Source organism: Streptomyces sp. NBC_00091 (assembly GCF_026343185.1).
Lineage (GTDB): Bacteria > Actinomycetota > Actinomycetes > Streptomycetales > Streptomycetaceae > Streptomyces.
Genome location: NZ_JAPEMA010000001.1, coordinates 1889051 through 1902020 on the forward strand (window position 1 = coordinate 1889051; position 12970 = coordinate 1902020).

Annotated in this window: 8 protein-coding genes; all 8 read right to left on the bottom strand. The window is 66.0% G+C overall.

Annotated elements, in window-relative coordinates:
• Positions 1-84 precede the first annotated feature (84 nt).
• Positions 85-3984, bottom strand: a complete 3900-nt coding sequence (locus OOK34_RS08400) for a DNA-directed RNA polymerase subunit beta' (RefSeq protein WP_267033233.1) — start codon at positions 3982-3984, stop codon at positions 85-87.
• Positions 3985-4081: 97 nt separating this feature from the next.
• Positions 4082-7564, bottom strand: a complete 3483-nt coding sequence (gene rpoB / locus OOK34_RS08405; RefSeq protein WP_267033234.1) for a DNA-directed RNA polymerase subunit beta — start codon at positions 7562-7564, stop codon at positions 4082-4084.
• Between the two features lie 560 nt (positions 7565-8124).
• Positions 8125-8508, bottom strand: coding sequence for a 50S ribosomal protein L7/L12 (gene rplL / locus OOK34_RS08410; RefSeq protein WP_267033235.1), 384 nt, complete (start codon positions 8506-8508; stop codon positions 8125-8127).
• 110 nt (positions 8509-8618) lie between these two features.
• On the bottom strand, positions 8619-9149 hold the full coding sequence (gene rplJ / locus OOK34_RS08415; RefSeq protein ID WP_008739730.1) for a 50S ribosomal protein L10: 531 nt from the start codon (positions 9147-9149) through the stop codon (positions 8619-8621).
• Between the two features lie 279 nt (positions 9150-9428).
• On the bottom strand, positions 9429-10343 hold the full coding sequence (locus tag OOK34_RS08420) for an LppX_LprAFG lipoprotein (RefSeq protein ID WP_267033236.1): 915 nt from the start codon (positions 10341-10343) through the stop codon (positions 9429-9431).
• A gap of 214 nt (positions 10344-10557) precedes the next feature.
• On the bottom strand, positions 10558-11286 hold the full coding sequence (rplA, locus tag OOK34_RS08425) for a 50S ribosomal protein L1 (protein WP_267033237.1): 729 nt from the start codon (positions 11284-11286) through the stop codon (positions 10558-10560).
• An 87-nt stretch (positions 11287-11373) separates the two neighbouring features.
• Positions 11374-11808 (bottom strand): 50S ribosomal protein L11, encoded by a 435-nt coding sequence (rplK, locus tag OOK34_RS08430; RefSeq protein ID WP_267033238.1) that lies wholly within the window; start codon positions 11806-11808, stop codon positions 11374-11376.
• 165 nt (positions 11809-11973) lie between these two features.
• Positions 11974-12903, bottom strand: a complete 930-nt coding sequence (gene nusG / locus OOK34_RS08435; protein WP_267033239.1) for a transcription termination/antitermination protein NusG — start codon at positions 12901-12903, stop codon at positions 11974-11976.
• Positions 12904-12970: the final 67 nt, after the last annotated feature.

Genomic DNA, 12970 nt, shown 5'->3' on the forward strand with positions numbered 1-12970 from the left:
GTCCCCGCCCCGGGGCACCCCCGGACACGACGAAGCCCCCCACCGCTCCTCTCGGAGCGGTGGGGGGCTTCGTCTTACGAGCTCTTAGCCGTTGTACGGGCCGTAGTCGTAGTCCTCCAGCGGGACAGCCTGGCCGGAGCCGGTGCCGAAGGGCGAGTAGTCGATGTCGTCGTAGCCGACGGCCGAGTACATCGCGGCCTTGGCCTCTTCGGTGGGCTCGACCCGGATGTTGCGGTAGCGGGACAGACCCGTACCGGCCGGGATGAGCTTACCGATGATGACGTTCTCCTTGAGGCCGATGAGGCTGTCGGACTTGGCGTTGATCGCCGCATCCGTCAGGACTCGGGTCGTCTCCTGGAAGGAGGCGGCCGACAGCCAGGATTCCGTCGCCAGCGAGGCCTTGGTGATACCCATCAGCTGCGGACGGCCGGAGGCGGGGTGACCGCCCTCGGTGACCACACGACGGTTCTCGGTCTCGAACTTCGAGCGCTCGACGAGCTCGCCCGGCAGGAGCTCCGCGTCGCCGGACTCGATGATCGTCACGCGGCGCAGCATCTGCCGGATGATGATCTCGATGTGCTTGTCGTGGATCGACACGCCCTGCGAGTTGTAGACCTTCTGGACTTCGCCGACCAGGTGGACCTGGACGGCACGCTGGCCGAGGATGCGCAGCACGTCGTGCGGGTTGGTGGCACCCATGGTGAGCTTCTGGCCCACCTCGACGTGGTCGCCCTCGTGCACGATGACCTTGGCGCGCTTGGAGATCGGGAAGGCCGTCTCCTCGCTGCCGTCGTCGGGCGTGATGACGATCTTCTTCGTCTTCTCGGTCTCCTCGATCCGCACGCGGCCGGCGGCCTCGGAGATCGGGGCGACACCCTTCGGGGTACGGGCCTCGAAGAGCTCGACGACACGCGGCAGACCCTGCGTGATGTCGTCACCGGCCACACCACCGGTGTGGAAGGTACGCATCGTCAGCTGGGTACCGGGCTCACCGATGGACTGGGCGGCGATGATGCCGACCGCCTCGCCGATGTCGACGAGCTTGCCGGTGGCCAGCGAGCGGCCGTAGCAGAAGGCACAGGTGCCGACCGCGGACTCACAGGTCAGGACCGAGCGGGTCTTGACCTCCTCGACGCCGTTCGCGATGAGGGCGTCGATGAGCACGTCGCCGAGGTCCACGTTCGCCGGCGCGATGACCTTGCCGTCGATGACGACGTCCTCGGCCAGCATGCGGGCGTACACGGAGGTCTCGACGTCGTCCGCCTTGCGGAGGACACCGGTCTCGTCCTTGACACCGATCTTGAGCTTGAGGCCGCGCTCGGTGCCGCAGTCCTCCTCGCGGATGATGACGTCCTGCGAGACGTCCACCAGACGACGGGTGAGGTAACCCGAGTCGGCGGTACGCAGGGCGGTGTCCGCCAGACCCTTACGGGCACCGTGCGTGGAGATGAAGTACTCCAGAACGGTGAGGCCCTCACGGAAGGACGCCTTGATCGGACGCGGGATGGTCTCGTTCTTCGCGTTCGACACCAGACCACGCATACCGGCGATCTGTCGCATCTGCATCATGTTTCCTCGGGCACCCGAGTCAACCATCATGAAGATGGGGTTCGTCTTGGGGAAGTTCGCGTTCATCGCCTCGGCAACCTCGTTGGTCGCCTTGGTCCAGATCGCGATGAGCTCCTGCGTGCGCTCGTCCTTGGTGATCAGACCGCGCTCGTACTGCTTCTGGACCTTCTCGTCCTGCTCCTCGTAGCCCTTGACGATGGCCTTCTTGGCCTCGGGCACGACGACGTCGGAGATGGCCACGGTGACGCCCGAACGGGTCGCCCAGTGGAAGCCGGCCGCCTTCAGGTTGTCGAGCGTCGCCGCCACGATGACCTTGGGGTAGCGCTCCGCCAGGTCGTTGACGATCTCGGAGAGCTGCTTCTTGCCCACCGAGTAGTCGACGAACGGGTAGTCCTCGGGCAGCAGCTCGTTGAAGAGCGCGCGGCCCAGGGTGGTGCGCAGACGGAAGCTGTCGCCCGGCTGGAACTCCTGCTCGCCCTCCTCGGCGACCGGCGGCACCCAGCCACGCGGCGGGATGGTGCCCACCGGGAAGCGGATGTCGACGGACGACTGGAGCGCGAGCTCGCCGTTGTCGAACGCCATGGTCGCCTCGGCCGTGGAGCCGAACGCGCGGCCCTCGCCCTTGACGTCACGGAGCTCACCGTCGGTGGTCAGGAAGAACAGACCGAGGACCATGTCCTGGGTCGGCATCGTGACCGGACGGCCGTCGGCCGGCTTGAGGATGTTGTTCGAGGACAGCATCAGGATGCGGGCCTCGGCCTGCGCCTCCGCGGAGAGCGGCAGGTGCACGGCCATCTGGTCACCGTCGAAGTCCGCGTTGAACGCGGTGCAGACGAGCGGGTGGATCTGGATGGCCTTGCCTTCGACCAGCTGGGGCTCGAAGGCCTGGATGCCGAGGCGGTGCAGCGTGGGCGCACGGTTCAGCAGCACCGGGTGCTCGGCGATGACCTCTTCGAGCACGTCGTACACGACCGTGCGGCCGCGCTCGACCATGCGCTTCGCCGACTTGATGTTCTGCGCGTGGTTCAGGTCGACCAGGCGCTTCATCACGAACGGCTTGAAGAGCTCCAGCGCCATGGCCTTGGGCAGACCACACTGGTGCAGCTTCAGCTGCGGACCGACGACGATCACGGAACGCGCGGAGTAGTCCACGCGCTTGCCGAGGAGGTTCTGACGGAATCGACCCTGCTTGCCCTTCAGCATGTCGCTGAGGGACTTCAGGGGACGGTTGCCGGGACCGGTGACCGGGCGACCACGACGACCGTTGTCGAAGAGGGCGTCCACGGCCTCCTGGAGCATGCGCTTCTCGTTGTTCACGATGATCTCGGGGGCACCGAGGTCGAGAAGGCGCTTCAGGCGGTTGTTGCGGTTGATCACGCGGCGGTACAGGTCGTTCAGGTCGGAGGTCGCGAAGCGGCCACCGTCCAGCTGCACCATCGGACGCAGGTCCGGCGGGATGACCGGCACGCAGTCCAGAACCATGCCCTTGGGCTTGTTGCTGGTCTGCAGGAACGCGGAGACGACCTTGAGGCGCTTGAGCGCACGGGTCTTCTTCTGGCCCTTGCCGGTACGGATGATCTCGCGGAGGCGCTCGGCCTCCTCGTCGAGGTCGAAGGACTCCAGGCGCTTCTGCAGCGCGGCGGCGCCCATGCAGCCGTCGAAGTACGTACCGAAGCGGTCGCGCAGCTCGCGGTAGAGCAGCTCGTCGCCCTCGAGGTCCTGGACCTTGAGGTTCTTGAAGCGGGCCCACACCTCGTCGAGGCGGTCGATCTCGCGCTGGGCGCGGTCACGGAGCTGCTTCATCTCGCGCTCGGCACCTTCGCGCACCTTGCGGCGTACGTCGGCCTTCGCGCCCTCGGCCTCGAGCTCGCCCAGGTCGGTCTCGAGCTTCTTGGCACGGCCTTCGAGGTCCGCGTCACGGCGGTTCTCGATCTGCTGGCGCTCGACGGAGACGTGGGCCTCCAGCGACGGCAGGTCGCGCTGACGGCGCTCGTCGTCGACGAACGTGATCATGTACGCGGCGAAGTAGATGACCTTCTCGAGGTCCTTCGGCGCGAGGTCCAGCAGGTAGCCAAGACGCGACGGAACGCCCTTGAAGTACCAGATGTGGGTGACGGGAGCGGCAAGCTCGATGTGGCCCATCCGCTCACGACGCACCTTGGCGCGCGTGACTTCGACGCCACAGCGCTCACAGATGATGCCCTTGAAGCGGACACGCTTGTACTTACCGCAGTAGCACTCCCAGTCCCGGGTCGGACCGAAGATCTTCTCGCAGAAGAGTCCGTCCTTCTCGGGCTTGAGGGTGCGGTAGTTGATGGTCTCCGGCTTCTTGACCTCGCCGTGCGACCAGGTTCGGATGTCGTCCGCGGTGGCAAGGCCGATCCGCAGCTCGTCGAAGAAGTTGACGTCGAGCACTGTGCGTCAATCCCTCTTTCGGGGTCGAGTCTCAATCATGGTCTGAACGGTCCCGGGGATGACGGGGGGCTCTTGAGCGAGCCCCCCGTCAGGCCCGTCAGACCTCTTCGACGCTGCTCGGCTCGCGCCGGGACAGGTCGATACCGAGCTCCTCCGCCGCGCGGAAGACGTCCTCGTCGGTGTCGCGCATCTCGATGGACATGCCGTCCGAGGACAGCACCTCCACGTTGAGGCAGAGCGACTGCATTTCCTTGATGAGCACCTTGAAGGACTCGGGAATGCCCGGCTCGGGGATGTTCTCGCCCTTGACGATGGCCTCGTAGACCTTCACGCGGCCGGTGACGTCATCGGACTTGATGGTCAGCAGCTCCTGGAGGGCGTAAGCGGCGCCATAAGCCTCGAGCGCCCACACCTCCATCTCACCGAAGCGCTGGCCACCGAACTGCGCCTTACCACCCAGCGGCTGCTGCGTGATCATCGAGTACGGACCGGTCGACCGAGCGTGGAGCTTGTCGTCGACCAGGTGGTGGAGCTTGAGGATGTACATGTACCCGATCGAGATCGGGTCCGGGAACGGCTCACCGGAGCGGCCGTCGAACAGGCGCGCCTTACCAGACGGCAGGACCAGACGGTCACCGTCGCGGTTGGGGAGCGTGTGCTCGAAGAGGCCGGCGAGCTCGTCCTCACGGGCACCGTCGAACACCGGGGTGGCGACGTTGGTGCCGGGAGCGACCTGGTCGGCGCCGATCGCCTGGAGGCGCTGCGCCCACTCGTCCGCCAGACCGGAGACGTCCCAGCCGCGGCTGGCGAGCCAGCCGAGGTGGATCTCCAGGACCTGTCCCGGGTTCATTCGGGACGGGACACCCAGCGGGTTCAGGATGATGTCGACCGGCGTGCCGTCCTCAAGGAAGGGCATGTCCTCGATCGGAAGGATCTTGGAGATGACACCCTTGTTGCCGTGGCGGCCGGCGAGCTTGTCACCGTCGGTGATCTTGCGCTTCTGGGCGACGTAGACGCGGACCAGCTGGTTCACGCCCGGAGGAAGCTCGTCGCCCTCCTCGCGGTCGAAGACGCGGACACCGATGACCTTGCCGATCTCACCGTGAGGGACCTTGAGCGAGGTGTCACGCACCTCGCGGGCCTTCTCACCGAAGATCGCGCGGAGCAGGCGCTCCTCCGGGGTCAGCTCGGTCTCACCCTTGGGCGTGACCTTGCCGACCAGGATGTCGCCGGCGACTACGTCCGCACCGATGCGGATGATGCCGCGCTCGTCGAGGTCCGCGAGGACCTCCTCGGAGACGTTCGGGATGTCCCGGGTGATCTCCTCGGGGCCCAGCTTGGTGTCACGGGCATCGACCTCGTGCTCCTCGATGTGGATCGAGGACAGGACGTCGTCCTGCACGAGGCGCTGCGACAGGATGATCGCGTCCTCGTAGTTGTGACCTTCCCAGGGCATGAACGCGACGAGCAGGTTCTTGCCGAGGGCCATCTCGCCCTCTTCGGTCGCCGGGCCGTCGGCCAGGACCTGGGACTCGACGATCCGGTCGCCCTCGCCGACGATCACCTTCTGGTTGACCGAGGTGCCCTGGTTGGAGCGGGAGAACTTGGCGACGCGGTACGTGGTGTACGTGCCGTCGTCGTTGGCGACGGTGATGTAGTCGGCCGAGACCTCCTGGACGACACCGTCCTTCTCCGCACGGATCGAGTCACCGGCGTCGACCGCACAGCGGTACTCCATGCCGGTGCCGACGAGCGGGGCCTCCGCCTTGATGAGCGGAACGGCCTGGCGCATCATGTTCGCGCCCATGAGGGCACGGTTGGCGTCGTCGTGCTCCAGGAAGGGGATCATCGCGGTCGCGACGGACACCATCTGGCGCGGGGAGACGTCCATGTAGTCGACGTCGTCGCCGGCGATGTAGTCGATCTCGCCACCACGACGACGAACCAGTACGCGGTTCTCGGTGAAGCGCATGTCCTCGGACAGGCCGGCGTTGGCCTGGGCGATGACGAAGCGGTCTTCCTCGTCGGCCGTCAGGTAGTCGACCTCGTCGGTGACGACACCCTCGATGACCTTGCGGTACGGGGTCTCGACGAAGCCGAACGCGTTGACGCGGCCGTAGGAGGCGAGCGAGCCGATCAGACCGATGTTCGGGCCTTCAGGGGTCTCGATCGGGCACATGCGGCCGTAGTGCGACGGGTGAACGTCACGGACCTCGAAGCCGGCCCGCTCACGGGACAGACCACCGGGACCCAGAGCCGAGAGACGACGCTTGTGCGTCAGACCCGACAGCGGGTTGTTCTGGTCCATGAACTGCGACAGCTGGCTGGTGCCGAAGAACTCCTTGATGGAGGCGACGACCGGCCGGATGTTGATCAGGGTCTGCGGCGTGATCGCCTCGACGTCCTGAGTGGTCATGCGCTCGCGGACGACGCGCTCCATACGAGCCAGACCCGTGCGGACCTGGTTCTGGATGAGCTCGCCGACGTTGCGCAGACGACGGTTGCCGAAGTGGTCGATGTCGTCGGTCTCGACGACGATCGAACGGCCCGACTCACCGATGGTCTCGACCTCGCCCGCGTGGAGCTTCACGAGGTACTTGATCGTCGCGATGATGTCGTCGGTGGTGAGCACACCGGCGTCCAGCGGCTCATCCGCGCCGAGCTTCTTGTTCACCTTGTAGCGGCCGACCTTCGCGAGGTCGTAGCGCTTCGGGTTGAAGTAGAGGTTCTCGAGCAGCGTCTGAGCGGCCTCGCGGGTCGGCGGTTCGCCCGGACGCAGCTTGCGGTAGATGTCGAGCAGCGCGTCGTCCTGGCCCTGGGTGTGGTCCTTCTCCAGGGTGGCGCGCATGGACTCGTACTCGCCGAACTCCTCGAGGATCTGCTCGGTGGTCCAGCCGAGAGCCTTCAGGAGGACGGTGACGGACTGCTTGCGCTTGCGGTCGATGCGGACACCGACCATGTCGCGCTTGTCGATCTCCATCTCCAGCCAGGCACCCCGGGACGGGATGATCTTGGCGGAGAAGATGTCCTTGTCGGACGTCTTGTCGATGGAGGAGTCGAAGTAGACACCAGGGGAGCGGACAAGCTGCGACACGACGACACGCTCGGTGCCGTTGATGACGAAGGTGCCCTTGTTGGTCATGAGCGGGAAGTCGCCCATGAAGACCGTCTGAGACTTGATCTCTCCGGTCTCGTTGTTCGTGAACTCGGCCGTGACGAACAGCGGAGCCGCGTACGTGAAGTCGCGCTCCTTGCACTCGTCGACAGAGTTCTTCGCCGGCTCGAAACGGTGGTCGCGGAAGGTCAGCGACATCGACCCGGAGAAGTCCTCGATCGGCGAGATCTCCTCGAAGATCTCTTCCAGACCGGACTTGGTGGGGACGTCCTGTCCACTCTCAAGCGCCGACTCGACGCGAGACTTCCAGGCGGCGTTGCCGAGCAGCCAGTCAAAGCTCTCGGTCTGCAGCGCCAGGAGGTTCGGAACCTCGAGGGGCTCCTTGATCTTTGCAAAGGAGATGCGCAGCGGGGCGGTGCTGGCACCGGTGTTCGTATTGGTCGAGGCGTTGCGCGAGGCGGCCAAGAGGGGGTCCTTCCGAGGGCTCGGACTCACTACGCGCGTACCGGTCCCAGCAGACACAGAAGACGTGTGCTCCCGATCCGGCCAAAAGGCCAGGTCGGAGGCGGTCAGTCAGGTGTGCCCTAGCGTGGGCATGCCCCTGGCGACGGGCAGGGGGCAGCTAACAGGCAGCGCAAAGGGTCAGTGTAGCCACTCGGCTCACTGATGTCCAGACCAGGTTTCCGGAAACCGGCAACAGGCCCTTCCCTACGTTGTTCATCCAACACGCCACGGCTCTCGTACACAGAGCGCGTATCAGTACTGCCCTCTTCGTAGTCGATCCATGCCTCGGATCTCGGATCGAGCTGGCCGACCTCACGACGGGACTGAGAATTGCGCGCCGCTGGCCGTTCGTCAAGGCCCCGTGCTCCGAGCGGATCATCTCCGGACCCTGCTTCGAGGCAACGAAGATCACCCTACTCCCCAACGAGACCAGGGCAAGTCAGGCACTGCGGATACGCCAAAGGGCGACCACCCTTACGGGTGATCGCCCTTTGAAGAGGCCTCAGAGGGCCTCAGAGGTGTTACTTGACCTCGACGCCAGCGCCGGCAGCCTTGAGGGCCTCGGCGGCCTTGTCAGCGACCTCCTTGGCGACCTTCTCGAGGAGCGGCTTCGGAGCGCCGTCCACGAGGTCCTTGGCCTCCTTGAGGCCCAGGGAGGTCAGCTCACGCACGACCTTGATGACCTGGATCTTCTTGTCGCCGGCACCGGTGAGGATGACGTCGAACTCGTCCTGCTCCTCGGCGGCCTCGGGGGCAGCGCCACCGGCGGCGGGGCCGGCAACGGCGACGGCCGCGGCGGCGGTGACGTCGAACTTCTCCTCGAAGGCCTTAACGAACTCGGAGAGCTCGATGAGGGTCATCTCCTCGAACTGGGCGAGGAGGTCGTCCTGAGAGAGCTTCGCCATGATGGGCGATCCTTCCACTAATTCGGCAGGTGCCGGATGTATATAGAGGCGGGCGTAACGGCCCGCTACGACCCACGCACTAGGCGGCGTGGATCAGTGCGCGAGCCGAATTACTCGGCACCGCCCTGCTCGGCGAGCTTGACGCGAAGCGCTTCCGCGGTGCGGACGAACTTCGACGGCAGCGCCTGGAAGAGCGAGGCAGCCTGGGACTGCTTGCCCTTGAACGCGCCGGCCAGCTTGCTGAGCAGAACCTCGCGGGACTCGAGGTCCGCAAGCTTCTTGATCTCATCGGCGGTGAGCGCCTTACCATCAAGGACACCCGCCTTGATGATGAGGTTCGGGTTGTCCTTGGCGAAGTCACGCAGGCTCTTCGCCGACTCCACCGGGTCACCGGTGATGAAGGCGACCGCGGTCGGACCAGCGAAGTGCTCGTCCAGCGCGGTGATCCCGGCCTGGTTGGCCGCAATCTTGGTCAGCGTGTTCTTCACCACGGCGTACTGGGCGTTCTCACCGAGGGAACGACGCAGCGTCTTGAGCTGCGCGACGGTGAGACCCCGGTACTCGGTCAGCACGGCGGCGTTCGAGCTCTGGAACGCGTCCTTGAGCTCGGCTACCGCGGCAGCCTTGTTGGGCGTCGGCATAGTGCGTCGGCCTCCTTCCGGGTGATGAGGACCGCTCAGAAGGGGCATAAATACAAAACGCCCCGGCGCAGGCGCCAGGGCATAGCTCGACCGGAACGAATTCCGGGAACTCTCCATAGTCACCTGCGCAGGACGTCCGCAGTTAGCGGATCCTTCGGCCACCGCACCCTTGCGAGCACGGCAACGACCAGCGGTCTTTGGCTTCTCGGGAAGCGTACGCGAACCATCCGTTGCAGAGCAAATCCGCCCGTTCGGCGGATCTGCCCGGCACGGGTCGGGTCAGCCCTGGGCAGAGCCCGAGCCGGAGCCCTTCATCATCTCGGCGAGGTCCATGACCTGGTCGGCCGGCGGGGCCGCGATGTCGACCGGCTTGTTGTAGTCCAGGAACTTGACGGTCATGTCCAGCGGGCCCTTGGTGGCCTCGGCGCGGGTGCGGAACTGCTTGGTGTGGCCGGACTCGTCGATCCACATGTCCATGTTCATGCTCTTGATGCCCTCGCCCTCCATCTTCTGGAGGGACTTCTCCTGGCGCACCTTGGCCTCGGGCGTGGCGGTGGCGAGGGAGGCCCGCATCTGCTCCATCGTGACGGTCCCGGTGACGTGCGTGGTCTTCACGCCGTCGATGGTCTCGTCGCCGACGGTCTTGAGGTCCTTGGCCCCCATCAGCTGGTCGGCGCGGTCGCCCGGGTTCTCCCCGGAGTTGTTCGCGCCGCCGCCCGCGCCCTCGAGCTTCTTCGCCGACTGGGGGTCCAGGCTCTTGATGTCGTACTTGAGCCACTTGCCCTCGGCGCCCATGAACATGGCCCCGTCGATCAGGCGGATCTCCACCGTCCCGGCGTCCGCGCCCTGCGAGCTGATCTTCATCGCCATGGCCACGGACGGCTTGAGGCGCATGGACGCCTCTCCGGAGACCGGCTGGCCGGCGGAGGTCCCGGACATGGTGTACCGCAGGGAGGTGATCTCCTCGGACTGCTTCTTGGCCTTCTGCAGGTACGCGGCCGGGGTCGCGTCCGCGGCGCCCCCCGCGGCCTTGCCGGACGCGGACGGGGAGGCGGAGGCCTGCGCGGACGGCGCGCCCGCCGCCGCCTTGCCCCCGTCGGCCTTCTTCCCGTCCTCGCACGCCGTCGTGGCCCCACCCACGAGCAGTACGGCGGCCAGCGCGGCCCCTGCGGTCTTCTTGCGGTACGCGAGCATGGAGTCCCCACCCCTGGTGTGATCGTTGGATTGCCTCCCGACCTTAAGGGTCGGTTGACGCGTACGCGCCTGATATATGCGTCACATATGTGCGCCAGGCAACTATCCGGCGGACAGCTGTCCGCCGGAGAACGAAGAACGGGCCCTCCGCCCCCGCAAGGGGGGCGAAGGGCCCGTTCTCAGTCATTCAGTCGAGCCCTGGGGCTCGGACTGCTCAGACAGCAGCCGGGTCTTCCTCGACGAGGAGGTTCCGGGTGCGGTTGGAGTCCAGCTGGATGCCGGGGCCCATCGTGGTGCTGAGGGCGGCCTTCTTGATGTAGCGGCCCTTGGCGGCGGACGGCTTCAGACGGATGATCTCGTCCAGGGCCGCCGCGTAGTTCTCGACCAGCTGCTCATCGGAGAAGGAGACCTTGCCGATGATGAAGTGCAGGTTCGAGTGCTTGTCGACGCGGAACTCGATCTTGCCACCCTTGATCTCGGTGACAGCCTTGGCGACGTCCATGGTGACGGTGCCGGTCTTCGGGTTCGGCATGAGGCCACGGGGACCGAGCACGCGGCCGAGGCGGCCGACCTTGCCCATGAGGTCCGGGGTGGCCACAACGGCGTCGAACTCGTTGAGGCGGTTGCCCTTGGCGATCTCGTTGATCAGCTCGTCATCGCCGACGATGTCGGCGCCGGCGGCTTCCGCGGCCGCAGCACGGTCACCGGTCGCGAAGACCAGGACCCGGGCGGTCTTGCCGGTGCCGTGCGGGAGGTTCACGGTGCCGCGGACCATCTGGTCGGCCTTGCGCGGGTCGACACCCAGGCGGAAGGCGACCTCGACGGTGCTGTCGAACTTGGTGGCGCTGGTGTCCTTGGCGAGACGGACGGCCTCGAGCGGGGCGTAGAGCTTCTCCCGGTCGATCTTGGCGTCCGCAGCGCGGAGAGTCTTGCTGCGCTTCACTTCTGCTCCTGTGTAAGTACTTCAGGCGTGGAGTCGTGGTGCGGACCAGCGCTTGGTCCTACCACTAGGGAACTGCGAGGGGCTGGATCAGCCCTCGATCGTGATACCCATCGAACGGGCGGTGCCGGCGATGATCTTCTCGGCGGCGTCGATGTCGTTCGCGTTGAGGTCAGGCATCTTGATCGTGGCGATCTCGCGGACCTGGTCACGCGTGAGCTTCGCGACCTTGGTCTTGTGCGGCTCGCCGGAGCCCTTCTCGATGCCAGCGCTCTTCAGGATGAGGCGCGCGGCCGGCGGGGTCTTGGTGATGAAGGTGAAGGAACGGTCGTCGTAGACCGTGATCTCCACCGGCACGACCATGCCACGCTGCGACTCGGTCGCGGCGTTGTAGGCCTTGCAGAACTCCATGATGTTGACGCCGTGCTGACCGAGCGCGGGGCCGACCGGCGGAGCCGGGTTGGCCGCACCGGCCTTGATCTGGAGCTTGATAAGCCCCGTGATCTTCTTCTTCTTGGGAGGCATTGCTCTCTCCGGGTCCTAGTGAGAGTTTTCAGCCGTCCGTCCGGTCATCCGGATGGAGGCATACCGCACCACGATAACGGGTATTGGCGCGGGGCTAAAAACCGAGCAGGTCAGACCGCCCTTTACGGGCTGGTCTGACCTGGTTCGGAAGCGTCGTCCGGAAGATCAGTTCTTCTGGATCTGGTCGAAGCTGAGCTCGACCGGGGTCTCGCGGCCGAAGATCTCCACGAGGCCCTTGACCTTCTTCGAGTCCGGGTTGATCTCGTTGATCGTCGCCTGCAGCGTGGCGAACGGGCCGTCGGTGACGGTGACCGAGTCGCCGACCTCGAAGTCCAGGACCTCGATGGTGCGCTTGACGGCGGGCGCGGGCAGGCCGGCCTCTTCGGCAGCCTGCTTGGCGGCCTTCTCCTGCGCCTCGGGGGCGAGCATCTTGACGATCTCGTCGAGGGTCAGCGGGTACGGGTCGTACGCGTTGCCGACGAAGCCGGTGACGCCGGGCGTGTTACGCACGACACCCCAGGACTCGTTCGTCAGATCCATGCGGACGAGAACGTAACCGGGCAGCTTGTTCTGCCGGACGTTCTTGCGCTCGCCGTTCTTGATCTGGACGATCTCTTCCTCGGGCACCTCGGCCTGGTAGATGAACTCCTCGACGTTCAGCGAGACGGCGCGCTGTTCGAGGTTCGCCTTCACGCGCTTCTCGTAGCCCGCGTAGGTGTGGATCACGTACCACTCGCCGGGGAGCAGGCGCAGTTCGTCGCGCAGCGCCTGGATGGGGTCGACGGGCTCGGCGGGCTCGGCCGGGGCGGCCTCCTCGGCAGCCTCGTCCTCGAGCTCGGTCTCGGCCTCGATGTCGCCCTCGTCCTCGGCGTCGTCGGCGGCCTCTTCGACCTCGGCGTCGTCCTCGGCCTCGGCGTCGACCTCGTCCTCGACGTGCAGCGCGGCTTCCTCGGCCGCGACGCCGGCTTCGGCGTCGGCGAGCTCGGCCTCATCGGGGTCCACGGCGTCGGCAGCCTCGACGATGTCGAGCTGGTCCTCAACGGACTCGACGGACTCGACGGACTCGTCGCTCACGTTCAGGTTCGGGTCAGACACGGTGGCTGCTTCTTCCTGGATACAAAAGGTGGTGGAACATGCGAAAACGGGCGGCACCCATCAAGGC

Coding starts and splice junctions, on each gene's coding strand:
- OOK34_RS08420 (WP_267033236.1), bottom strand. CDS start 10,343: ATGCTCGCGTACCGCAAGAAGACCGCAGGGGCCGCGCTGGCCGCCGTA.
- rplK (WP_267033238.1), bottom strand. CDS start 11,808: ATGCCTCCCAAGAAGAAGAAGATCACGGGGCTTATCAAGCTCCAGATC.
- rplL (WP_267033235.1), bottom strand. CDS start 8,508: ATGGCGAAGCTCTCTCAGGACGACCTCCTCGCCCAGTTCGAGGAGATG.
- rplJ (WP_008739730.1), bottom strand. CDS start 9,149: ATGCCGACGCCCAACAAGGCTGCCGCGGTAGCCGAGCTCAAGGACGCG.